Source organism: Pontibacillus marinus BH030004 = DSM 16465, assembly GCF_000425225.1.
Lineage (GTDB): Bacteria > Bacillota > Bacilli > Bacillales > BH030062 > Pontibacillus > Pontibacillus marinus.
The window spans coordinates 11501-35924 of sequence record NZ_AULJ01000032.1 but is presented as its reverse complement, the minus strand read 5'-3'; the positions used below and the strand labels follow the sequence as shown (position 1 = coordinate 35924).

Sequence of the window (24424 nt, the reverse complement as noted above, 5' to 3'; positions counted from 1 at the left end):
CTCCCATTTCTAATCTATAACTTTTCTTTAATACGTTAATTAGGTTTAAATTTAATTTTAAGTTTTCAAACTAATTCAAACAATATATAATTTAGATAGGAATGATCTAATTTTGAGATGAATTGAAATGGAGGCCGTCATGATGGAGTTAAAACAACTACATTATTTCATGGAAGTAGCAAAACGAGAGCACATTTCAGAAGCAGCAGCCGATTTACACGTAGCTCAATCTGCCATCAGTCGGCAAATTGCTAATCTTGAGGCGGAACTTGGAGTTAAACTATTTGTACGTGAAGGAAGAAACATAAAACTAACTCCAATCGGGGCCATCTTCTTCGACCATACGAAAACAGCTATGAAAGCGATCGAACATGCTACAAAGCAGGTGGAGGAATATTTGGATCCAGACCGCGGACAAATCCGGATTGGGTTTCCTACCAGTCTAGCGAACCACTCTCTCCCTACCGTTATATCATCCTTTAAAAATCAACATCCGAATGTTGATTTCCATTTACGTCAGGGCTCTTATCAATATTTAATTGATTCTGTAAAAAAACGCGAAATTGATTTGGCTTTTCTAGGACCTGTACCAAGAGAAGATCCAGACATCGATAGCCATATTTTATTTACCGAAAACATTTCGGCGCTTATTCCAGATAATCACCCTTTAGCTGAAAGGGATCAATTGCTTTTAAGTGATTTAAAGAATGATTCATTCGTACTTTTCCCTGAAGGTTATATATTACGCGACATCGCGATGAATGCATGTAAGCAAGCCGGCTTCACACCTAACGTTTCCTCTGAAGGGGTTGACCTTGATGCCATCAAGGGTTTGGTTTCAGCAGGAATGGGTGTGACGCTTTTACCTGATAGTACATTCTATAACTCTACCCCTCGATTTACTGTTAAACTTCCGATCCAAGTACCAGAAGTTAAACGAACAGTGGGAATTATCTCACCTAAGAATCGAGAATTAGCTCCATCAGAAAAGGTGTTCTATCAGTTTGTTAGAGACTTCTTTGATCGGTTGCAGAGTTATCAGTAGGAAGGTATTGCGGGTTTGGGGCTGTTTTCTGAGCTGTGGGGGTGCTGTTTGCGAGCGGGTCGGCACCGTTTGCGAGCGGGTGCGGCTCTTTTGCGAGCGGCTCAGCACCGTTTGCGAGCGGGGCGGCTCGTTTGCGAGCGGGCCAACCCTGTTTCCGAGCGGTGCAGCTGGATTTGCGAGCGGGACGGCTCCGTTTGCGAGCGGGGCGGGGCGATTTTCGGGCGGACCAACTCTATTTTCAGGCGGCGCAGCTCGGTTTTCGGGCGGACCAACTCCATTTTCAGGCGGCGCAGCTCGGTTTGCGGGCGGGCCAACTCCATTTCCAGGCGGCGCAGCTCGGTTTCCGGGCGGTCAGGCTCATTTGCGAGCGGATCAGCTCTGTTTTCGTAACACTGAGCCCCCTTCCCCCACCAAAACACGAACAATATCAACGCCAACCCAAACAATCGTTAAGATCCCCTTTGACAAATCACCCAAAATCATGTAAATTACACAATGTACGAACAATTATTTAAACCAATTAAAAATCATTCGTCTTTTAGGGGTGTTTTTCGTGGAAAATGTATTTGATTATGAAGATGTTCAATTAATTCCTGCAAAATGTGTGGTGAACAGCCGTTCTGAATGTGATACATCCATAACGTTAGGTGGCCATTCTTTTAAACTACCAGTAGTACCTGCCAATATGCAGACCATTATAGATGAAGAAGTCTCAACATCTCTTGCGGAAAATGGATACTTTTATGTCATGCACCGTTTTGAGCCCGAAACAAGAAAGGCATTTATTCAAGACATGCATGCTCGTGAATTGATCGCATCCATCTCTGTCGGAGTAAAACAAGAAGAGTACGGATTCGTTGAAGCGTTAGCACATGAAGGACTGCTTCCAGAATTCATTACGATCGATATTGCGCACGGTCATTCAAATGCTGTTATTGAAATGATTCAACATATCAAAAAACACTTACCCAAAACGTTTGTTATTGCTGGTAATGTGGGAACACCAGAAGCTGTTAGAGAGTTAGAAAATGCAGGTGCAGATGCAACAAAAGTTGGAATTGGACCTGGTAAGGTTTGTATTACTAAGATTAAAACTGGCTTCGGAACAGGAGGCTGGCAGTTAGCAGCTCTCCGTTGGTGTGCAAAAGCAGCCAGCAAACCAATCATTGCTGATGGTGGCATTCGAACACATGGTGATGTTGCTAAATCGATCCGCTTCGGAGCAACCATGGTCATGATTGGATCACTTTTTGCAGGGCACGAAGAATCCCCAGGTGAGACAGTCGAAAAAGACGGAAAGCTATATAAAGAATATTTCGGTTCCGCTTCTGAGTTCCAAAAAGGTGAAAAGAAGAACGTGGAAGGAAAGAAAATGTTCGTTGAGCATAAAGGATCTTTAAAAGACACGTTAGAAGAAATGGAACAAGATCTTCAATCCGCAATCTCCTATGCAGGTGGTAGCACATTGGATTCCATTCGTCACGTGGACTATGTTGTGGTGAAGAACTCTATTTTTAATGGAGATAAAGTTTACTAATAAAAAAGGGTGAGCTATTTATGGCTCACCTTTTTCTATTGATTCTGCTTTGAAATAGGAATCAAAATATCAAAATGAGGATCATCTAAGTCTCGATCGGCCGGATAACGTTCATGTTTGATCGGTAACTTATCATAATACTCTTCATCTTTCTCTTGAAAAGGAACATACCCATTCTCTTTTATCCATTGATAGATTTCTTCATAGGATTGACCAATGTTTTGACCCTTTTCATGTTCGGTTATTAAATAGGTCATTTCCGGAACCTGAAACTCTAGCATACCTTCAGGAATCGGCTGATCATCTGTAACTTCATATCCTGAATAATGCACAAATCCATCTTGTCTTAAATTATAAGATAAACCTAATTGTAGTTTTGGATTTACCGCATACTCTAACTCTCCTACTCTTTCACTCACACTAGCTATTACATTTTTTAATTTAGGAACCTCAGAATAAGGACCTTCCCACTTCTGCCCAATCACTCGATACGCTGGTATTGTTACAATATTAATATTATCTTTTAACATGAAGCTCTACCTCCACTTTGATCTTTTAATTAATATTCTACTTTCGTTTATGTAATCCTTCTAATTCAAAGGTTCTGCTTTGAAAAAATAACTATGCTTAACAGGTGGCGTCTGTAACTCCCCGGTTTTCGTCGAATAATCTTCTTCTTAAAAGCAAAGCACCTGCAAGTTGATGCAGGTGCTTTTTTAAATGGTTTTTACGTGATCTCAATCGTACTTTTATAACCGAATAGATAGTTGTACATTCACACATTTTCTATCTTTTCTCATTCATTTTTATATGTAATAGGTAAAGTGCACCTTCATTCTTAAACTTTATTACATATTCTAAAACGAACTATTGAATTAAGGGAGGGTTTTTAATATGGATAAAAGATCAAGAAAAGAATGTGGGTGTACGAAAAGAGTACATGATAGCAGTACTAGAAATACACGAAGAAGCTATTCAAAAGTTACGAAGAATATTAATCGACAAGAAGAAAGCTCAAAAAAACCTACTAATGCTCCCCTTCTAACTGAAGAAAATGCAGAACCTCAAAGAAAAAAGAGCTTTTTACAAAAAATAAAAAATTTATTCACTAAGAATAACAACTAGTTTTAACATAAGCAAATTTATCATTTAACATTATTTTCTAAATTAATGGTAAATTAGCCGTATCTATTCTTTTTATAATTGCATTAGCTATAACGTGATGATCTACAAGATTATTATTTTGGGAGAAAATCCTAAGATAGTAAAAGTAGATTAATCCAAAAAATTTTAGGAGGAATTTAGATGGTTAATTGTAGTGATTTGACGTGTGGAAATGAAGTAGATTTTTGTTGTACGGTGGTGGTTCCTAGCAACTTCACTTTAAATGGTACAGCAACAGTGGGAATTGAAACGAGTGCTCTTAAATGTGTTGTTGAGCAATGTACTCAACAAGACGTTTCAATTCCGGATCCATGTGATGGAGAAAATCCGCTGAGTTGTGATGTAGTTATTGATGTGGTTAAGGCAGAGGGATGTATTCCATTTTATTTAGCACAACCAGTAACCAATTCAAGTAACGGCACCAGTACTTCAGTGGGGTGCACAGGAACAGTTTGTGTAGACAGAATTCTATGTTCAAGTTGTTCTAGTGAAGGGGTATGTGATGGTATTGATTTTGATACAAGTAGAGTAACTAACATTAATTCCCCTATTATGATAGGCACTAGTTGCAATGACACAATTTATGAGATTTCTGGAACAATCACTCTTCCATCATGTCCAGCACCAGCAGAAGCATAATCACAATTAAAAGACAAAAGGGTAGGGTCTATTCTACCCTTTTCAATTAGCTTTATAAGGAAGGAGGTTCCACTGGATGCCATGTACAAATACAGTTACTCTTAATGGTTACACATTTACATTTGTTAGTAGAAATTACAATGGTTCGAACACAACTTTTTGCTATGATGTGAAAGGGCTAGGGACTAGTGAAAATGAGTTGAGTAATTGGGTATTAGAAGTTGATTGTCCTGCAGATGAATTTTCTATTGTTGAAAGTACAAAACAAGTACTTCCAAATGGAAATGTGGAAAGCGCAGACTACGAGAAGGTGTCTGCCCCTCAATCCGGTCAAGTCAACTTAGTTGGAGTTAAATTTAATGAATCAGTTGGGAATAATGCAAATGACCCTGCAATAAGATTTTGTGTCACTTTTGCAGGAGAGTTATTTGAAGGGTGTGTCAATGTTGGATTTAAAGCCGGAACACCTACATTTCAAACCAGTACCAGACCCTTAATCGGTCCCACTTGTGATCCTAATCCTGACTTTTGTTGTACAATTAGTCTTCCTAGCTATCTATCTCTCGCTTCCTCTACACCCAAAATTAGTTTTAATCCCGAATGTCTTGATTGTGATAATAATGGAAATAGTATTCTCATTAAAGGATGTATCCCTATCCAAGTAGCCATACAAGTGAAAAATGATTGCGGTAGAACAAGTTGGTTATGTTGTTCTGATGTAGTGTGCGGCATTGACCTTGAGTGTCGTACTAGAAACAACTGCGATAATATCGACTTTTGTAATGTTATTGGCATATTAGATCCAAGCGCAAATCAGGTGGAGTCATTAGAATGTCCTGAAAGAAATTTCGTTAAAATTACAGCAACCGTAACGACAACTTGTCCCACATAAGAAAGGAGTTGTGAATTATGGTGAATTGTCAATCAATATCTTGTAACAACAGAGTTCCATTTTGCTGCCAGATCATTGTGCCTGCTCACCTAGATATTGTATGTACTCCACCTGAAATTACGTTTGATCCTAATTGCTTAACTACTATTATAGGAACTTGTGAAGAATCAATTGATGTTACAGACCCATGTAATAGTGAACAACAAATTGAGTGCAATGCTGAGCTTACTACAATTTCAGCAGTAGGTTCTATTCCCTATTTAGTTGCTATTGAGGTCCAAAATTCATGTGAACAAATAACCTACCTTTGTTGTCAAGATACTGTCTGCGTTAATCAAGTAATGAATATAAAATGTCCAGAAGAAGATCAACTCTGTTTTATTAACGAATGCGAGATTTCAATAGATGCAGATAAAGAGATTATGGATTCTGAATTATGTGTCGATGAACAAATTGTAACGATACAAGGAGAATTTATATTACCACCTTGTATATAGCTTATTTAAGGTCTCCTTATTACCATTTTGAGAGACCTTATTTCCATTCATGTTCTATCCACAGATAGTTTTCCATAAAAAACCACCTTAGTTAATCTCAATCTTACTCGATACTTCCACACCCTTTAAAGCTTGAGATGCGAGCCTATCAGCCTCATTGTTTTCTTTTCGAGAAACAGCTTTATATTCTGGAGTAATATTGATCTCCCCCATATTCTCTTCTATCCGATCCGCCCATCTAGATAATTCTTCTTCTAGTACTGGCCATTCGTCTGTTAATTGATTAATGACCACCTTTGAATCACCAATCACCTCTACTGTTTGATGCTCGACGCCCAAAAACTCTAATTCTTGAAGGCCGAGATGAAGCGCAGCATATTCAGCCTCATTATTTGATTCCAGTTCCTCCACTTTTGCATTTTTTCTTAACCGATAGGATTTTCCATTCTGTTCATAATAGATCACGCACCCTAAACCTGAGGTCCTCGTTTCAAGATTATAACCACCATCAAAATAGACCTTGATATTGTGTGGTTCTGTTTGAATTCCCTTCATGAATTCTCTTAGTTCTTTTAAGTTCCAGGTGTTTTCTTTAGGATCTATAAACGTTACATCTTTCATGCGACCTGTTTTCTCAATGTCCTCAGCTAGGACAAGAGCTTTGCCAGCTAACATTTCCTCAGAGATAAATGTTGTTTCATTGCCTTTTGGCGATTTATAGATTAATTCCATTTTTACTCTCATCGGTAAAAGACCACCCTTCTCTGATTTTATCCTCTTTTTATTATTGTACCCTGCATTATACATGATTATTTTTTAAACCGTTATCTTTGAATCTCCACTCTCCAGATCTTACACTTATTCTTAAGAACTAAAGAAAGGGAGTTGAAAATGGGACAAGATATAAGAGGCAAAGTTGCATATATTACAGGAGCTGGCAGTGGCATTGGTCGCTCTACTGCTCTGGAGTTTGCTAAAGAAGGTGTACATGTAGGGTTGATTGCTCGTACGGAAAGCAAGCTAAAAGAAGTTGCTGAACAGGCAAAAGCACTTGGTGTTAACGCTAGCTATGAAGCTGTGGACATCTCTGATATGGAGAAAGTCAATCAAGCAGTCGCTAATTTACAACAAAACCTTGGCTCTGCTGATATTTTGATCAATAATGCAGGGATTGGTTTACATGGATCATTCTTAGAGGTCGAGCCTGAAGACTGGAAGCATACATTTGAGGTGAATGTTTATGGCACCTATCATGTTACACGCGCTGTTTTACCGCAAATGATTGAAAAAGATCAAGGGGATATCATTAATATCTCCTCAAGTAATGGATTGAAAGGTACAGCAGGATCAACTTCATATAGTGCATCTAAATTCGCAATACAAGGTATGACTGAAGCCCTTATGCAAGAAGTACGAAGAAATAACATCCGCGTATTCACGCTTAACCCAAGCCTTGTCGCAACAGAACTTGCTTTCGGGGAAAAGCTTGATGAGCAGAATAAAGAAAAATTCATGCAACCTGAGGATATGGCGGAATATATGGTCTCTCAGCTGAAACTACACCCTCGCATCTTTATTAAGCAGTCCTTACAGTGGGCGACAAACCCGTTTTAATGTTTGATAAAAAAGGTGTCAGTCCATTGTAACTGACACCTTTTTTATCCTATTTAGCTGATTCCTCAATTTTATCTTTATATTTTGAATCAAAAGCAATTAAAACAACATCATGCTTATCCTCTAATTCCTTAAGGTCTTTTATTTTTTCCTCCGATAAGTTTGCATAATCAAAAGACATGAATACCCCTCCTTTATTAATATTGTGAACGTAAAAGGATTAGGTTATACCAATCATCTCTAAATTATGCACAAAGGATAATGCTTTTTATTCGATTATGAATTTATCAATAGTCTCTCGGTCATCACCAATGGAGTAAGTTGTGAACGTTACCTCATCACCATCTTTTACATCCTCATTCTCAATTTGAGCTTTAGCATCCTCTGATAAACGGTACATTACATCTTGCCCATCTACTGTGATCACGACATCCCCTGAAGACTGAATTTCTTGTAACACACCCATTTGCTCCGGTGCCTCCTGACCAGCAGGCATAGTTCCAGCATTTTCACTTGTTGAACCTCCACCCATTTCTTCGTGTTGTTCAACTGTAAACCCACATGCTCCTAAAACGAATAGGGTCATCACACTAATCATAAGGACAGCCAATTTTTTCACCATATAAACGACCTCCTGTTTTATTGTTTCATTTATATAGACGTCGCTTATGGAAAAAGGTTTACGTTTTTGGTTAACTTTTTTTAAATAGGAGAAATATTGACCAGCTAACCTAGTGGGGGTTTTCGGAAAAGTATTTGCTGTTTTGACTAGAACCTTTCCGAATAAGGGCTCCATTCGGAATACATTCACCCCTCTTCACCAACCCCTTCCAAACCAGAGCTCTTTACTCCATTCCCCATCTCAAATCACACCTCTGTTCTCACCAACAAACCCTCCACAGTTTTAATTGTGATAAAACGAACATCTGTGGTAATATAAAGATAATAAAAACATAAATTAAAAAATGACCGTAGCTGCAACTACGGTCACTAGATAAACGTTCCCATTAGGGATCGGCCTATATGAAAGTAGACCTCGCCCGTCCAATTTGCTGTTGAAGGGAGGTCTACTTTTTATTATTCTTCAAGAATTCAGATACTATTTTCACGACGAAACTTAAAGTCGCGACCATGAAAAGCCCAAAAGTGAACAGTACCATTAAGACCTCATACGCATTCAAGGCATCCCCTCCCTTCTTCAGAGGGTAGCCGACCACCTTCACATGGAACGTTATCTATTTACGATATTATCATAAACTGTTCGCTTTTAACAGAACATATGTTCCCTTTAACTCAAATATAGTACATCTTTCATATTAAATCATATTTTTCCATATCAAAAATTCTAGTAAATAAAGACACCTCCAAATGCTGTGCACCCCACTTATAAAACGACTTCCATACTTGAACCATAACTAGAATTAGGTAATTTTTCACATAAGCACCTCTCTAATTTTCTTCAGTAAACCGACCTAATGAAAACATAGATAAATCAAACTCACTCTCCCCCTTAACAACCAGATCACTCAATATTTCCCCAATCACACTACTAAACTTAAACCCGTGACCAGAAAAACCACCCGCTATGATAAGGTTCTTATTCCTAGGATGTTGATCTATAATGAAATCTTCATCAGGAGTTCTCGCATATGTACACACTTTGCCCTGGATTGTATCCTTATTTATGCTTGGGAAAAATTGATCTACTAAAGAATGAAGTTCCTCTTTATCTTGTTTATAGGAGCCAAATGATAATAACTCCTCTTTCCCATGAATAGGTTGTCCACCGTCATGCCGACCGATTTTCACACCTTCTCCATTAAGACTTGGCATGCCATAATGCGTACTTTCATGTTGCTCTACAAAAAATGCTGGGAAATTCTCATGACCAAAAAGCGTCTCATCCCCTTCATACCAAGCAAATGTTTTACGAATTGGTTGGATAGGCAAATCAATGGAGAGAGTGAGGTTAGCCCCTGTGGTAACAATGACTTTCCTGCCAAAATAATCACCACAACTAGTTTGAACTTTAATTGGTTGACCTCCGTCTTCATCAATTTTGTTAACTTCCGTATTCTTTACCAATCTTGCTCCGTGTTTTTCAGCTAATTCACGATAAGCACGAATAGCCTCTTCACTAAAAAGTACACCAGACTTCTGTTCAAAACAGCCTATAAAATGTTCTGGAACTTTAAGTCCACTCCAGCGATTCGATATTTCTTCAGAAGAAAGTATTTCATGTTCCAGCTTATACGTTTGAGCACTAGTAATTGTCTCTTTCACAAAAGCAGAATCCTTATCCCCTATTCCTAGAACCCCTGTACGCTGAAATACCTTTCTACCACTTTCTTTCTGTAACTGCTCCCATAATTCTTGTGCTCTTAAGACTAAAGGGACATATGCACTCCCCTCACCATAAGCGTGACGAATCGCACGAGTACTTCCGTGATGGCTCCCTTGATCATGAGGGGGATCATCCTTATCAATAATTAAAGTACTCAATCCCTGCTTCGCTGTTTGATAAGCTGCTGACATCCCCATTGATCCGCCACCAACAATCACAACATCATATACATCTTTCATGAGCTCACCCTCCTTAGTTTTTGTTCAGATTACTCTAAAAGATTTACTTTAACACGTCAATAAATCGGTTTAATAAAGGTTTACAATATTATTTCAAAATCATTAATTTAATACAGTATCAGTTTTATTATTGGGTTACAGGGTACATATCCAATAAGCACTAATGTTTTTCTGATATAATAAAGAGTATAGTGTTAAGTAGCGACTCTTTAGTGTGAATAATATTGGTGTCTTTTATGAAGGGGATAGGCATATTCATCAAAGGATGAGAAGAGTGATTTTGACTAACTTAGGGGGCTTATCTTGGAGCTTTTACAGTTTCTAGAGGACGAAAATTATTCTGTTCTAGGGTACCATCAAGAAGAACATGAACCTGAAACGATTATTAAGTTGGAAGAAGTTCAATCAAATGAACAACTTTTAACACAGTTACAAATTGTGCCTTTACGAATGGAGTACTACCCTTATGATCGAAAACCTTGCATTGTTTGCTTTGACAATGAACGGTGCCAAAAAGTATTTCTTTATAAAACCAATAATTGAAAAAGGGGTACACTTCAGTGTACCCCTCACTCATTATGCATCCTTTATTTCGCCTTTATAAAACACTTTTTTACTTACTGGTATTCCTAGATCACGACTAAACTTCTTCAACGTTTTCTCTTCCTTAGGAGTAACCACTGATATAACTGTTCCTGAAGTGGACCCTAATCTCCCAGTTCTTCCCGAACGGTGAATATATTGATTCACATCTTCTGGAAGGTCAACATGAATGATGTGGGTTAAATCTCTAATATCTAACCCTCTGGCTGCCACATCCGTTGATAGTAATAAAGGTAGTTTTCCACTACGGAAATCCTTAAGTGTATTTGCACGGTCTTGTTTATTGGAATCACTGTTCAATACACCAACAGAAAGCCCTTTATACTCAAGCTTCTCAGCCATAGCTTGCAGGTGACTAATTTCTTTTAGGAATGCAAGAGCCTTGACTTCACCATGCCTTGCAATTTTCCTAACGATATCGATTTTATCTCGAGCCTCAGATACAAAATAGATATGCTCGACTTCCGGCTTGTTGATTTCTTCTTCTGAAACTTTTATCACTTCAGGTTCTTTCATAAATTCCTTTGCTTCTTGTTCAGTGTTTTCACTGAGCGTAGCTGAAAACAAAAGAAGTTGGCGATCATTTAATGTGCTTTTGACAATACCGTGAATCGTTTTTCGATGCTCAGGTACTAAAAGCTGGTCCCCTTCATCTAAAACAAGGGTTTGGACCTCGTGCATCTTTAATTTCTTCTGATTAATTAATTCAGATACACGCCCAGGTGTTCCAATAACCACATTTGGCTTTTTCTTGAGCTTTTCAATCTGGCGTTTCATATTGGCACCGCCGATTAATGTCGCGCTGGAAATACCGCTTCCCTGCGTCCACTTTTGAACCTCTTGATGAATTTGCATGACTAATTCATGTGAAGAGGCCAAAATCACGACTTGAACATGCTTCTTTTCCGTGTCGATTTTTTGCAGTAATGGCAATAGATAAGCTAGTGTTTTGCCGCTTCCTGTAGGAGATTTCGCAATAACATCTTCCCCGTTTAGGATTGGTGTACTTACTTTCGTTTGAATTGCTGTAGGTTCTTCAAATCCTGACTTCTCCCAAGCATCATGTATAAAAGACTTCCATTCAATTTGTTCCATCGTTATTTCCTTTCTGTAAAAGGGCTAAATAAATAATCATGACTACTTATTATGCCATAAAACGAGTCATAAACATAGCAAAATAATAGGTCGGCTCCCAAGCTTAAACTTGAAAATAACGACCCAAATGATCCTTAAGATCTTTTTTATAAAAGTCAATATCAGGGTTCTTTTTAACATCAAAACATGAAAATGTCTTCAACCCTTCCATCCCGGTATATTTATGGATTAGATGTAGATGGAACAAAACATCCTCTACATTACGCCCTTCAAAAAACTTATTACGGTCATTAAACGCCTCTGCTGGAGCATTCCAAGTGGTTGAAAACATATATTTCTTGCCTTCTAACAATCCACCTCCAATGCCATATTCTTTTGTTTTCCCACGAAAATAGACTCCATGCTCATGAGTTTGATCTAGATATTTTTTAAAGACAGCTGGAACACTATAATTATAAATCGGTGTTTGATAGAATCACTGCATCAGCCCATAACATTTTCTCCTGCTCTTCCTCTTTATTAAAACCGTCCTTTAGAACAGTGGTTTTCACGTTATAGTGTGGTTCTAATAATTCTACAATCGCATCAAACATCGTCTGATTGAGTTCGCCTCTTGAATGCTTATAGTATTCATGCCCATTTAGTACTAGGATATTTTCCATTCTTCTCTCTCCTCTTATCTTCGTTGTTTATTAATATTTTACTCCACATAAGCTTTGTATTCTAATGGTACAAATGAATCCTTATTATAAGAATTTTTTTAAATCTTTGAAAAAGCATTGATTCTTTCTCTGCTACTTGCTACAATGTCCTCTATAAATAAACATATGTACACACCAAAAAGACATTTAATAGTCAGGTTAGGAGAGGATTTTAATGAAACAGCAAGCATTAAACCAGAATGAACAAAGCGAATTGCAACATATACGTATTGGCCTATTAGGACTTGGAACGGTGGGTACTGGTGTTTACCGAATGATTGAGGATTATCAAGAAGATTTGCAACATAAAACAGGTTGCCAAATCTCCATTAGTAAAATTCTAGTGAATTCACCAAATAAATTAAGATCTATTGAAATCAACCCAGACCTATATACAACAGATCCAAATGAAGTATTACAAGACCCAAACATCGATATGATTGTCGAAGTCATGGGTGGAGTTGAAGAAGCACGTGAATACATTACGCAAGCGTTAAACAGTAAAAAACATGTTGTGACTGCTAATAAAGATTTAATCGCCCTTCATGGCGGTGAGTTGTTAAGCCTCGCAGGTGAACAAAATTGTGACTTATTCTATGAAGCTAGTGTTGCAGGCGGAATCCCTATTTTAAGAGGTTTAGGAGATGGCTTTTCATCCGACCGAATCACGAAAATGTTAGGGATTTTAAATGGAACAACAAACTATATGCTTTCGAAAATGGCTCAAGAAGGTGTAGATTACGATACTTGTCTTAAAGAAGCACAAGACTTGGGCTATGCTGAGGCAGATCCAACATCAGACGTTGAAGGTTTGGATGCAGCTAGAAAAGTTGCGATTTTAGGAACTCTAGGATACAACACAGAATTCTCTCTAGATGAAGTTGACGTTCAAGGAATTTCTTCTATTGATCAAAAAGATGTTCAATACGGAAGAGAATTTGGATATGAACTTAAATTATTAGGAATCGCAGACAAACAAAATGAAGAAGTTGAGCTGTCTGTTCAACCTACTTTTATTAAAAAATCTCACCCTCTTGCCAATGTAGATGGCGTAAATAATGCGGTTTACGTTCATGGTGAATCAGTTGGTGAAACGATGTTTTATGGACCAGGAGCAGGTGAATTACCTACTGCCACTGCGGTTACATCAGACTTGGTTACAGTGGTTAAAAACATCAAGCTAGGAGTTAATGGCAAAGGCAATGTTGCTCCATTCAACGTTAAGAAAATGAAACCAAAAGAACGCCGAAAACACAGCTATTATGTTCGTTTACTTGTTCAAGACGAACCTGGTGTAATGGCAACAATCGCAAACTCCCTAGCAGAAAATAATATGAGCATTTCGAACATGGTACAAAAACCATATAGTGAGGAAAAAGCTGAAGTGGTCATCGTAACGCACGAAGTATCCTTATTAGCTTTAGAAGATTGGAAAGGAAAAATCGAGTCTCTCAATCCAACGTTAGAACTAGCAAGCTGTTACGCAGTTGAAGGTGGCGAATGACATGTCAAAAGGGATCATAGAACGATATAGCAACTATCTACCCGTCTCAGAAAAAACACCTCGAGTCACATTAGGTGAAGGCAATACCTCTCTACTTTATGCGGATTCCCTATCAGAACTATTATCCGCACATGTCTACATGAAAGTAGAAGGTTTAAATCCTACAGGCTCATTTAAAGACCGTGGCATGGCTATGGCTGTCGCAAAAGCACAAGAAAAAGGTGCTAAAGCAATCATCTGCGCCTCTACAGGTAACACATCTGCTTCTGCTGCAGCATACGCAGCACGAGCTGGAATGGAGTGTTTCGTAGTCATTCCTCATGGATATGTAGCGCTAGGAAAACTAGCTCAAGCGATCCATTACGGGGCAAAAATCATTTCAGTTGAAGGCAATTTTGATCAAGCGTTAGAGATCGTAAGGCAATTAGGAGAAAAATATCCTTTAGAGATTGTAAATTCAATCAATCCCTACCGACTTGAGGGACAGAAATCAGCCTCTTTTGAAATCATTGAACAGCTTGGTCATGCGCCTGATGTTCTTGCCCTACCTGTAGGAAATGCAGGAAACATTTCTGCTTATTGGAAGGGATTTAAAGAAGCACTAGATCATGAGTTGTGTTCTACCTCCCCTCAAATGTGGGGATTTGAAGCAGAAGGTGCAGCTGCCATCGTAAATAATAAAGTGTACGAAGAACCTGATACCTTTGCTACCGCTATCCGCATTGGGAACCCAGCAAGCTGGCAACTAGCTATTCAAGCAAGGGATGAATCACAAGGACTTATTGATGAAGTATCTGATGATGAAATCCGCGAAGCTTATCAACTCTTAGCTCAAAAAGAGGGAGTCTTTTGCGAACCCGCTTCAGCTTCTTCACTTGCAGGGTTAATTAAACAATCCAAGCAAGGCAAAATTCCTGAAGGGTCAACGATTGTGACAGTTCTTACAGGAAATGGCCTAAAAGATCCGGACGCGGCCATGTCAAACATCCAACAAGAAATGAAGCCAGTACCAGCCACAGAAGCAGACTTAGTACAAAATATATTTGGCAATGAGGAGTAATGATTATGTCTCATGAAAAAATTAAAGTGAGGGCACCTGCAAGTACAGCTAATTTAGGTTCAGGTTTCGATTCGATTGGCATTGCTTTAGATATGTACACAGAAGTTGAGATGTCTTCACATAATCACCTTCAATTTGAATGGATAGATGAGAACGGAAACCATACTCCTTTCCCTTTCACAAATGAAGAGAACTTAATTTTCCAAGCTATGAAGAAAGTTTGCGAACTTCTTCAAAGGGACATTCCAAATGTAAAAGTAATCGTCAAATCAACTATTCCTTCAACTCGTGGTTTAGGTAGTAGCGCTTCAGCCTTTGTAGCTGGACTTGTTGCTATAAATAAGTGGTTAGGAGGAGCTTTATCTAAAGATGATCTTCTTTGGCTGGCAGCAGAAAAAGAAGGTCATCCCGATAATGTGGGAGCTTCCTTATTTGGTGGTGTATTTGTAGGTGCTATGGACTGGGAGGCTAAGAAGGTCCAGCACAACTATATCCCCTTCCCGAACAAGTGGAAATGGCTAGCGGCTATACCATCTTACTCTTCTTCTACAGCAAGCGCTCGAAAGAAGTTACCTGACTCCTACGAAAAGCAGGATGTTATCTTTAATTTAAGTCGGTATGGTTTATTGGTTTCCTCTATCATGTTGGGGGATGAAGAAGGCTTGAAGACAGGCTTTTTTGATAAACTCCACACACCTTACCGCCAAGACTCGATTCCTGGATTTGATCGTTTAATGAACAGTCAAGATGAAATAGGAGCTTTAGGCTTCATGATTAGTGGTGCAGGACCAACTGTCTTAGGACTCGTACCCCAAAAGGCAAATCTAAAAAAAGCTCAATTGTATATGGAGCAATTCTTAAAATCTGAGGCACATGACGTCGATGTCATCCCATTAAATGTCGACCATTTTGGTGTACAGGTTTATGTTGGTGATGATTTAGAATACTTATGTAACACGCAAGCATTTATGGCGTAAAGCATGTACAGGAACACACAGAAACGTCTGGGGTTGGGAACCTAGACGTTTCTTTTATCTAGAAAATAGTCCGATTCTTAATCATTCAACCCCTTACCATTAAGGATTTGTTGTGTATATTTTTCAATCCTAGACACTCGTGTTTTGGATTTTTTCGCTTTAGAAAAATAAAGAAAGTATGCTCTTTGTCTCCCCGGCGTCAACCCTTCAAAAGCCGTTTTCAATTCTGGCATTTCGTTGAATTTACTTTGAAGTTCTTCAGGTAATTCGAATTCTGTTTTCTTTTCTACTTCCAATCCGGCTTTTTCAATTTCAATGGCTTCCCGAATATAGTCTTTCAAGATGGGTTCTAAATCGTTTATTTCTTGGACATTAGTGAACCTAATTTGACGTGCCGCCTGTACATTTTCAGTTTGTTGGATCAAAATCCCTTGAGAGTCCTTTAACAAGGCGCCTTTGTGAAACAGAAGCGCACAATATTCTTTAAATCCATGTATTAAAACGATATTTTTCCCGTCAAACGTGTAACAAGGCTTCATCCACTTATATTCTTCAGTCAGCTCACAGTCGAGAATGATATTTCTCAACTTTTCAAATTCTTCTTTCCATTGATCAGCTTTTCTTAAAAATTCATCAACCTTAGGATTCATATTACTATTTGTCATTAGAAACACCCCTTTTCGATTTTCATCCAGCTGATATTTATTTTTTTGTTACTTCTTTAAATTGACGCCATTTATCTAAATATTTAGGGTTAGTAACTATTAATTCTTCAGAAATAATCTCCATATCTTTCAAGTCATATGTAACGATATAATTGCCAAATGGGAATTTATTTTCAGCCAACCCTCTATCAAAGACGTATGTACCCTCTGAAGTTATTTTAGAAGCAACTATGGATTTGTAATCATCATCAACAAAGGCAGCCAGAGTCGGGTTAAAAGCGCCTAAATTGTTTGCTAATTGATCGACTACCTCTTGTCTTTTATCCTCCAGCTCATTTGAAGAGTTCATTTTTTGAGACTGGTAAAACATCAGTATTAACCCTAATATAATTACAAAATAGACACTAATAAGTGGTAGTTTTCTTTTCAACTTACTCCCCCTTACAAATGAGACTTATCCTGAAAACCCAAACTAGTTTTTGTGATACCTTCACTCCAAAAGTACCTATCAAACTAATAATTAAAACTTTTACTTAGTGATCCACTTATCTTTATTGGATAAAGCGTTTAAAATGTCTTCTTTAAAACTGGCCTTTAGTTCATAGAAATGAACACCAGAAATCTCAATAACATCATTATTTTTATAAAAAGTAAAATTAATAAGAATTCTCCCATGAGCAACGTTATTATGATCCCAACGTTCTACCTGTCTAAAAATTATGTTATATTCTGACCCTCTTTCACCAAATGGCAGATTTGCTAAATATTGGTCAATGGTAAAGTCTTTCATTTTGTTAGCACGATCAAATTGTTCTAATAAATTTTTAATTTTCTTTTCGTCCGTAACATAATGATAGAAACTTTGCTGACCCTCTTCATCCCATTTAACTACTTGCATCACAATAGGTTTTTTAAAAGTTAGGAAAGAATAATCATATTTTTCAATATTATCATTTGGATATGTAAGAGGATTGTACAAATAATTTAGGTTTATATAAACAAATGCAATAATAATAAGAATTACAGCTATCACTATAGAAATAAAAGTTTTTTTCAAAAAATCCCCCACTTATCTAGATATTGAATACACACAAACATTTTGTCCGTTCAACTTTATTTCCTTTTCTAATCTCATCCCAAGTTTGTTTGCTATACTTTTGGAAGCTTTATTTTCACGCTGAATTAGAGATATCAATCTTTCTTCTTGAAGGTGATTTTGTCCATAATCCAATAACGATTTTGCTGCTTCTGTAGCATAACCTTTTCCCCAATACTCGCGCGAAATCCAATAGCCAATCTCCAGCTCTTCAACTCCTTCTATCTTTTGTGGAACAAGGCCTGCATGCCCTATCGGAGTATTGTCATCCTTATCTTCTAGAACCATAAGTCCCTTATCTGTACCTATTTCATATGTATTATAAATCCAGTCTAAAAACCTCTTAGTTCCTTTTCTATCTCTTGTCTTACCTTCTCCAATATGTCTCATCATTTCAGGATCTGATAATAGAGAGAATAAAAAGTCAAAATCATGATCTTTATATTTACGAAAGTTTAATCTATTGGACTCTAAATTAATTATAATCATTCCTCATATTAAAGATATACATTCAATTCACTATTAACTTTAACATAAATATCCAAATAGTATTAATGGTATTACTCTAGCTCAAGAAAAATTGGTTTTTTTGTAAAAAAGAGCACAAACACTTGTGTTGTTTGCGCTCTGTGAAGATAAACTTATCTCTAGTCCCATGATTAATAATCTTTTAAAACCGTATAACGCTCTCCCCAAGCTCTTCATAGTTAATGTCTTGAATATCACCTGATTTGGCATTCATGTTAATAATAATTCTGTAAGCCTTGTCTTCGTATATAGCATGGAAGCCAACCGACCACATTCCCATGCTTAAAATAGCATCTTCTGATTCCACGGACACACCTTTTGCTTTATGTCCTTCAATCCATTCCTTGACTTCTCCGTCCTCTTTCGCTGTCTGTATAGCTTGCTCTACCGTCAAAATTTCAGGTTCGTTTTCATTTTTTAGCTCTATAGGGAACATTGATGAAAATGTATCTTTCTTATGCATCTCGAATGAAAAAGAGACCTCATATTTACCACTTAAGGCATTTACCGTTTTGTTCTGATCTAGGTTAACTTTTTTAGCAAACGTTTTATCGATTTCAAATGATTCACCTGGTTTCATATCTCTTAAGTCATCAGGGTCAAAGATATCCTCACAACCATTTCTTTCGCTATTAGGAGCTATAAGATGAGCATGAGCATTTTCTTTCTGGATCGAAATCCAAAAAGGGACACCGCACCGACCATTGTAAACAATCGTTTCTCCGCTAACATTGGTAAGTGAAGCTTCTACATGAATGTTTGAGCCTTTTTTAATCGTTGCCTCTAACGAAAGTCCATTCTTTTCAACTTCATGTTTAATCGTCTCTAGGTTAACAGATGCCACTTTCTCATTTGTTGTCCCACAAGCGCTCATTATTAAAAGGGAAAGCATCCCTAACCATATGAATCTTTTCAACTGTTAGCCTCCTATCTTTTGAAGTTCACCATTTTCATATCTGTACTTTACGTTTTGATACGTCCTTGATTGATAATCGGTTAGAATACGGACATCAAATATGTATTGATTACTTTTTGTTACTAAAGAAACCGTGTTTTGATTATGATTGTTTATACTAAGCACTTTTTTCCAAGAAAGACTCTTGTAAATTGTTCCGTTTTCCCAACGATAAATAGTCACATCTGGAAACTGCATATGAAGTCCTTGAAACTGATTGATAAATTCTTTTTCACCAGAGTGATCTAAATCAACAACCTTTAGGAGACCCCAGTCCTCAAACGACCATAAATTTTGTCCACTAGAATCGTAAACCATATATAACATTCTTCCTGGACCATTGGCTGCAAGTTCGACTCCAGCTACGATTATTTGCTCATGATTTTTTTGTTTTAAGTCTTTTGATGTAAAAAGAGCTTGCTTAAGCTTTTTCTCTTTCAAACTGGCAGACGTACAATCAGGTAGTTTATAAGTATTTCCATTAAATTCTACAAGAGATACAGTTTCGTATGATGCAGAGCATAAGTTGTCTTGATTCGTTTCGTCAAAAACATGAAGCGTTATGCTTTTACCTTTTATAGATCCTAATGAGATCGATTTGAGAGGTTCCCAACTTTTTAATTTCTCTCCCCTTTCTAAACCTTCTAGTTCTAGAGGAGTGAAAGATAAGTCAACACGATCAGGCAATTGGGTGATGTCAGTAACTTCTTTGTGAGGTTGAATTGATGCTTTATTTTCATTTGAGTTTTGTGAATCTGCTCCTTTATTTTTTAACTCCAAAACACCTGGCGTTTTATATTGATACATAACGAGCTCTTTAGAACCATTAAATAATACTCGAAACAAATTCTCCTCAGTATGACTCACATGTAATGCACCCAATGCCTCATTGATGTTTGCAACTTTAAAAGCACCGTTATCCCATTTATAAATGTGCGCCAACATTGGACTTCCGTGTAACGATACAATCTCTGATTTTCCGTCACCTTCTAGGTCCACTTCCTTTACATGACCTGTTGTGACTTTCAAAAAGGGCTTGATTTTCCCATCTTCTATTTCAAAATAATTTTGTACAGGTGCATTTGCGCCGAACACTCCATCTATACGGACTAACGAGTTATTATATAGTTTTAACTCGTGAATGTTTATATTGTCAGGATGACGCCCACTCACAACACCTAAATCATAGGTCTTGTTTTGGTTAACAAATGCCCCATAATGATTTTTATCATCATCCTTCTTGTTGTATATCATGATTTTCCCAACAGAAGTCTGCAGTTCTTGAACAATCTCTTTACTATTAATCTGTGAAACTTTCCTGATTTTTTGTGTATTCGTAACAGGCTTATAAGTTAGGGCCACACTTTGTTTTTCTTTTTTCTTGTGCTTCAAAACATCTTTAATTTGTTCTTGCTGCTCAGGAGAATGTTCAGGAATTTTAGACCTATTCTCTCCATTTGTACAACCGGAAATCAGAAACATTCCAACAACGATGAGGAATATATTTTTTCTCATTTGATATGCCTCCCGGGCAAACCTATTTGCGTTTTAAGACTTTCCAATAAGCAGTTACTTCAAATTTTTGTTACTTGTTCATTTGACGTTCAGATGATATCAAAAGTTTCAATGGTCAGTTCATTTTGGGAGGCGTTCTATTACAGAGGGGGTTTTAAAGAGCAAAAAATTCAAGGAAAATTTTCTATTAGATATAATAGTTGAATTATGCTATACTAATCTCGCGATGAGCTGAATTGCATAAGACGAGATTGACGCGCCTTTATGGCAAGGCACAAATGTGGAGTGCTGTCTCTCGCCGCAATACGCAAAGACGTCCTTCAAAGGACGTCTTTTATTTTGGGAAAATATGCTCCCCCATATGTTAAACCTTTGTGCAATTTTTCGTAAACATAATTTCTTCTTGCATCTGTCAATATTAACTGCCACATTTGACAGTTCCATGTTCAGCTATTGCACCCGTTAATTTAAGTACATTTTGTCACATAGATACGTTAATTAAATAAGTTAATTCACATTTTCTGCTATTATTTTTAGTTCTTTTGCACGAGAAATTATAAAGTCTGTCATATACTTTTCCAAAAATAATTTATCTGCAATAATTCCAAGTGGACCAAAAGGTGACTTATACTCAAATGTATCAATCATTAAGGTCCCACCTTTTTCTTCTTTGAATTGATGGGTATGTGTGAAGGAACTAAAAGCTCCATTTACCATAATATCAACAAACATATCAGGCTTTTCCATATGAGTTACTTTTGCTGTTAGCCTTTGTTTAATACCAAAGTGAATAGCTTCCCAAGTAACAGTATCACCCTTTTCTAATAGCCCTTGCATAACTCCACCAACAGCTTTTTCCTTAGTTTCAGCAGTAGTTTCAGTATGTATATCTACATTTCTTGCAAGATCAAAGCATACATCGATCGGTGCTTGGATAAATTGCTCATTCCTAATAATAGGCATTAATAACTCCTTGGTATAAGAATTTTTAAATCCCTTATTCAACTATTCTGCCCCGTTAACACAATAGGAGCTGCCGCATAGACAACTCCTGTTAAACTAATGCACCCGATAGTTGAAGAAGAATCCCCATCTTTTTACTTTTGTAAAAGAGGGGAATTACTTGCTTTTTGTAAAATTCTATCTATACATGTGGACATACCTGTCTGGGGATTATCTCCAACATAAAATTTATAATAATTTCCGCGGTTAAAAAAGTCTCCATTTTCTAATTGTATGCCACTTGACCAAACCCAACCTGTTCCAATAATCTTATCTTCTTTAGATAACTCTTTTTTCTTGTTATCACTACCGTAATAAAACTTAGCATCGTACCAACCTGTATCGTCCTCATAAGCCCAACCTATTTTATAGTGGGATGAAGTTAACAAAACACCGTTATCAGGTATTTTATATGTAATCGTGTTATTTTTCATAGGGAGTTTAGGAGCCCCTTCAACATCGTGAATGATGCCTACACATCCTTCAAATCCTTCGGGGATTACATATACTTTGTCGGCTGCGCTATAATATTTATCTGCAATAACAATTGAAGAAATAATCACTAATGCTAAGGACCACCAAAGTATCGTTTTTTTCATCTTTATCACCTCTTAAATAACCAAAAAAATACAATAGTCCTTTCGCATTAATTTCTTTGTGAAATACCGTGCGATTTTTCTTGATATTTTATTGTTTGCACCTCTGAAGTGAATCCGTTAGGTGATACCCCCTTATTTTTGAGCATAAATCGTTTCAGAAATACTCCATTTATCAGTTTCTTTATCTAACAAGATCTGATAGATATTGATTTTTCCATTCTTTTTCTTTTCAAATATATAACCTTTAGTCTGAGACCTATCTAAGTAGACATAAGGCTTTATATCACCTTTCTTTTGACTCTTTATTAGATCGACATACAGGATCCCTAAACTTTTATATTTTTCATTTTGAATTATAGTTTGTGAATTCATATAAACATAATCTTCTATTGTTATATCTGTAGTCTCTAGTGCTTCTTGCACTACAGCTAAGCGAAGAGATGTCAGTGGATCTAAATATATATTATCTAGATTAAGAGTTTTAATACGGACAGATTCTTCACTATTCCAAAGTGGAGTATTTTCATCTTTATATATATTTAAATATAGCCCCGCTTTTCCTTCTATTCTATGAGTCGCATCTTCTCCATTAAATAAGACTTCAAATGGAATCATCGCTTTTTCTGGTTGATTACGAAAGAATATCGATTTCCCACTATATTTCTTACTAATGGAAGATGATTCTTGTCCGTTTAACACAACTGTGTAAGTGAGAGAAGACGGTTTAACGTCCGCATTTATTGAACTAGGTACAGTAAGACTGACCATACCCGTTAACTTATCTTGTGCCCCTTCTTTTGTAAGCTTCAAATTTTTCACATTTAGTTGGACCTTTTTTGAAGTAAACAGATCCCTAATCGCATCAGGTCTTTCTCCCAACTTTTCCAATTCCTTACTTGTTTTTAGATTTGAGTGAGCAACAGGTTGTGTATGCGTATCTTCCACATCATTATAAGCATATAACGAAAGGTCTACGTTTTTTTCTTTTAATTGTGTTGCCTCTTCTTCTGTCAAATTAATCTCGAACTTCAATAAACCTGAAGCCGACTCATTATTAAATATTGTAGCCCCTTTATACTTATCACTCATGACAGATATATTTTCATTCGACACCCTTACTCTAAAAGAGGACTGTAATGACTTAAGCTCATTTGAAAGTCCAGAAGGAACCGAAATATCGATCATTCCTGTTACCTGATTTAGACCTTCAGATTCCTTATAGTTTTCATTAAAAAGGCTTATCGTCACATCTTTTGAGGTCATCATTTTTTCTAATACTTGCGTTGTCTCTTGATCCATCTGAGAGAGAGTTGTATCTTTCTGGGATGATTCCCCATCATATAACGGATCCATAATCGGTGAAGCAAAAAGAATGAATATTAACAGTGCTGCGAAACCCACACCTAATGAAGGGATCAATGGGATCTTGTTTCTCTTTTTATGTAGAACTTCGTTGTCAGCTTGTTTAAGATGGGTTAGGATTTCTCTCTTTTTTCCCTCATTCATTTTATACTTTGTGGGTGCTTCATTGTGATTTTCCCTATTCATCTTACGTTGACCTCCTTTAACTCAGGCGACTTTTCTTGTAGTTTACGAATTGCCCGGTAGTAGGTTGTTTTTACTTTAGCTTCCTTCCAACGAAGTGTGTCTGCGATCTCTGTAAATGAAAGTTCGTTAATTAAACGCAAAACTAACACATCTTTATAGGATCTTTTTAACCTTTTAATGTGTTCTAAAAATGTATTGTGTTCCTCACTAGCTAATAATGAAGATTCCGGTGAAAGATCTGGAGCTGGTACCTGCTGCACCTCATCTGAAGTTCCCCATTTAAACCGCTTCGACTTTCGCACATGATCTATCGCTGTATTTCGAGCAATGGTGAACAAATATGTTTTGGGTGTATGGACATTTTCAAATTTGTTGCTACGAATAACCTTAATAAACACGTCTTGAACGATATCTTCAACATCTCTATGCCCGAGATAATAGATTAGAAAATTGTATACTTCATCCACATATAGATAAAACCAATCCTCAATTTGTTTTTCTCTACTCAATTTTCCGACCTCCCTTATACCTAAAAGACGTATGGAGTGAAGAAAAAATTTTCACTTTTTTAAAATTTTTCTTATACTTTAATAGTTAAATCTTCT

The 24424-nt window shown here is 37.0% G+C and carries 28 protein-coding genes and 1 pseudogene; 11 read left to right on the top strand and 18 right to left on the bottom strand.

Translation table 11 applies throughout. The features are described from left to right. Positions 1-142: 142 nt before the first annotated feature. Positions 143-1045: a LysR family transcriptional regulator gene (locus tag H514_RS0106620; protein WP_027446257.1), complete on the top strand. Its 903-nt coding sequence runs from the start codon at positions 143-145 to the stop codon at positions 1043-1045. A 553-nt stretch (positions 1046-1598) separates the two neighbouring features. Then, entirely contained in the window at positions 1599-2582 is a 984-nt protein-coding gene (guaC, locus tag H514_RS0106610; protein ID WP_027446255.1) for a GMP reductase, read from the top strand. A 35-nt stretch (positions 2583-2617) separates the two neighbouring features. On the opposite strand, the gene H514_RS0106605 is transcribed toward guaC, so the two are convergent. Next, positions 2618-3112 (bottom strand): GyrI-like domain-containing protein, encoded by a 495-nt coding sequence (locus H514_RS0106605; RefSeq protein ID WP_027446254.1) that lies wholly within the window; start codon positions 3110-3112, stop codon positions 2618-2620. A 364-nt stretch (positions 3113-3476) separates the two neighbouring features. On the opposite strand from H514_RS0106605, the gene H514_RS0106600 reads away from it, so the two are divergent. From H514_RS0106600 to H514_RS0106585, 4 genes are all read left to right on the top strand, one after another. Continuing rightward, on the top strand, positions 3477-3707 hold the full coding sequence (locus H514_RS0106600) for a hypothetical protein (protein ID WP_027446253.1): 231 nt from the start codon (positions 3477-3479) through the stop codon (positions 3705-3707). A gap of 180 nt (positions 3708-3887) precedes the next feature. Beyond that, positions 3888-4385 carry a hypothetical protein gene (locus tag H514_RS0106595; RefSeq protein ID WP_027446252.1) on the top strand — a complete coding sequence of 166 codons (498 nt, stop codon included), beginning with the start codon at positions 3888-3890 and terminating at the stop codon, positions 4383-4385. A 76-nt stretch (positions 4386-4461) separates the two neighbouring features. Next, positions 4462-5277 (top strand): hypothetical protein, encoded by an 816-nt coding sequence (locus tag H514_RS0106590; protein WP_027446251.1) that lies wholly within the window; start codon positions 4462-4464, stop codon positions 5275-5277. 17 nt (positions 5278-5294) lie between these two features. Continuing rightward, the gene (locus H514_RS0106585; RefSeq protein WP_027446250.1) at positions 5295-5774 is read left to right on the top strand and encodes a hypothetical protein; all 480 of its coding nucleotides are present in this window, start codon (positions 5295-5297) and stop codon (positions 5772-5774) included. An 87-nt stretch (positions 5775-5861) separates the two neighbouring features. Here the strand turns inward: H514_RS0106585 and H514_RS0106580 are convergent, their stop codons facing one another. Beyond that, on the bottom strand, positions 5862-6518 hold the full coding sequence (locus H514_RS0106580; RefSeq protein ID WP_027446249.1) for a reverse transcriptase-like protein: 657 nt from the start codon (positions 6516-6518) through the stop codon (positions 5862-5864). Positions 6519-6665: 147 nt separating this feature from the next. Between H514_RS0106580 and H514_RS0106575 the strand changes: the two genes are divergently transcribed. Continuing rightward, positions 6666-7388: a 3-ketoacyl-ACP reductase gene (locus H514_RS0106575; protein ID WP_027446248.1), complete on the top strand. Its 723-nt coding sequence runs from the start codon at positions 6666-6668 to the stop codon at positions 7386-7388. A 49-nt stretch (positions 7389-7437) separates the two neighbouring features. On the opposite strand, the gene H514_RS25285 is transcribed toward H514_RS0106575, so the two are convergent. The 4 genes from H514_RS25285 to solA form a co-directional block, all read right to left on the bottom strand. Beyond that, entirely contained in the window at positions 7438-7569 is a 132-nt protein-coding gene (locus H514_RS25285; protein WP_267879769.1) for a hypothetical protein, read from the bottom strand. 87 nt (positions 7570-7656) lie between these two features. After that, entirely contained in the window at positions 7657-8010 is a 354-nt protein-coding gene (locus tag H514_RS0106565; protein ID WP_027446247.1) for a hypothetical protein, read from the bottom strand. Between the two features lie 445 nt (positions 8011-8455). Beyond that, positions 8456-8605: a putative holin-like toxin gene (locus H514_RS25420; RefSeq protein ID WP_407946820.1), complete on the bottom strand. Its 150-nt coding sequence runs from the start codon at positions 8603-8605 to the stop codon at positions 8456-8458. A 232-nt stretch (positions 8606-8837) separates the two neighbouring features. Next, complete coding sequence (solA, locus tag H514_RS0106550) at positions 8838-9971, bottom strand: N-methyl-L-tryptophan oxidase (protein WP_027446246.1); 1134 nt, start codon at positions 9969-9971, stop codon at positions 8838-8840. A gap of 303 nt (positions 9972-10274) precedes the next feature. On the opposite strand from solA, the gene H514_RS0106545 reads away from it, so the two are divergent. Next, a complete protein-coding gene (locus H514_RS0106545) occupies positions 10275-10514 on the top strand; it encodes a hypothetical protein (RefSeq protein WP_027446245.1) in 240 nt (79 codons plus the stop codon). 33 nt (positions 10515-10547) lie between these two features. Here H514_RS0106545 and H514_RS0106540 read toward each other — a convergent pair whose 3' ends face one another. Beyond that, the gene (locus H514_RS0106540; protein ID WP_027446244.1) at positions 10548-11669 is read right to left on the bottom strand and encodes a DEAD/DEAH box helicase; all 1122 of its coding nucleotides are present in this window, start codon (positions 11667-11669) and stop codon (positions 10548-10550) included. Between the two features lie 103 nt (positions 11670-11772). Beyond that, positions 11773-12331 (bottom strand): annotated as a pseudogene (locus H514_RS22635) (NAD(P)H-dependent oxidoreductase). Positions 12332-12545: 214 nt separating this feature from the next. Here H514_RS22635 and H514_RS0106530 point away from each other — a divergent pair. Genes H514_RS0106530 through thrB form a run of 3 tightly spaced genes read left to right on the top strand, consistent with a single transcriptional unit; the run spans position 12546 to position 15911 of the window. Further along, on the top strand, positions 12546-13874 hold the full coding sequence (locus H514_RS0106530; RefSeq protein WP_051255057.1) for a homoserine dehydrogenase: 1329 nt from the start codon (positions 12546-12548) through the stop codon (positions 13872-13874). 1 nt (position 13875) lies between these two features. Continuing rightward, entirely contained in the window at positions 13876-14934 is a 1059-nt protein-coding gene (thrC, locus tag H514_RS0106525; RefSeq protein ID WP_027446242.1) for a threonine synthase, read from the top strand. A gap of 5 nt (positions 14935-14939) precedes the next feature. Next, positions 14940-15911 (top strand): homoserine kinase, encoded by a 972-nt coding sequence (gene thrB / locus H514_RS22630; protein WP_051255056.1) that lies wholly within the window; start codon positions 14940-14942, stop codon positions 15909-15911. 77 nt (positions 15912-15988) lie between these two features. Here the strand turns inward: thrB and H514_RS0106515 are convergent, their stop codons facing one another. From H514_RS0106515 to H514_RS0106470, 10 genes are all read right to left on the bottom strand, one after another. Then, positions 15989-16576, bottom strand: a complete 588-nt coding sequence (locus H514_RS0106515) for a YdeI/OmpD-associated family protein (RefSeq protein WP_027446241.1) — start codon at positions 16574-16576, stop codon at positions 15989-15991. Positions 16577-16613: 37 nt separating this feature from the next. Continuing rightward, complete coding sequence (locus H514_RS0106510; protein WP_027446240.1) at positions 16614-17006, bottom strand: hypothetical protein; 393 nt, start codon at positions 17004-17006, stop codon at positions 16614-16616. Positions 17007-17105: 99 nt separating this feature from the next. Continuing rightward, the gene (locus tag H514_RS0106505; protein WP_027446239.1) at positions 17106-17633 is read right to left on the bottom strand and encodes a hypothetical protein; all 528 of its coding nucleotides are present in this window, start codon (positions 17631-17633) and stop codon (positions 17106-17108) included. A 12-nt stretch (positions 17634-17645) separates the two neighbouring features. After that, positions 17646-18161 carry a GNAT family N-acetyltransferase gene (locus H514_RS0106500; RefSeq protein WP_036842000.1) on the bottom strand — a complete coding sequence of 172 codons (516 nt, stop codon included), beginning with the start codon at positions 18159-18161 and terminating at the stop codon, positions 17646-17648. Positions 18162-18342: 181 nt separating this feature from the next. Continuing rightward, complete coding sequence (locus tag H514_RS0106495; protein ID WP_027446237.1) at positions 18343-19116, bottom strand: hypothetical protein; 774 nt, start codon at positions 19114-19116, stop codon at positions 18343-18345. A gap of 3 nt (positions 19117-19119) precedes the next feature. Beyond that, a complete protein-coding gene (locus H514_RS0106490) occupies positions 19120-20670 on the bottom strand; it encodes a hypothetical protein (RefSeq protein ID WP_027446236.1) in 1551 nt (516 codons plus the stop codon). Positions 20671-21177: 507 nt separating this feature from the next. Then, positions 21178-21633, bottom strand: coding sequence for an SRPBCC family protein (locus H514_RS0106485; RefSeq protein WP_027446235.1), 456 nt, complete (start codon positions 21631-21633; stop codon positions 21178-21180). A gap of 134 nt (positions 21634-21767) precedes the next feature. Beyond that, positions 21768-22271 carry a DUF6843 domain-containing protein gene (locus H514_RS23940; protein ID WP_027446234.1) on the bottom strand — a complete coding sequence of 168 codons (504 nt, stop codon included), beginning with the start codon at positions 22269-22271 and terminating at the stop codon, positions 21768-21770. 132 nt (positions 22272-22403) lie between these two features. Continuing rightward, on the bottom strand, positions 22404-23819 hold the full coding sequence (locus H514_RS0106475; protein WP_027446233.1) for a hypothetical protein: 1416 nt from the start codon (positions 23817-23819) through the stop codon (positions 22404-22406). After that, complete coding sequence (locus H514_RS0106470; RefSeq protein ID WP_027446232.1) at positions 23816-24328, bottom strand: RNA polymerase sigma factor; 513 nt, start codon at positions 24326-24328, stop codon at positions 23816-23818. Before H514_RS0106470 ends, H514_RS0106475 begins: the two co-directional genes overlap by 4 nt. Positions 24329-24424: the final 96 nt, after the last annotated feature.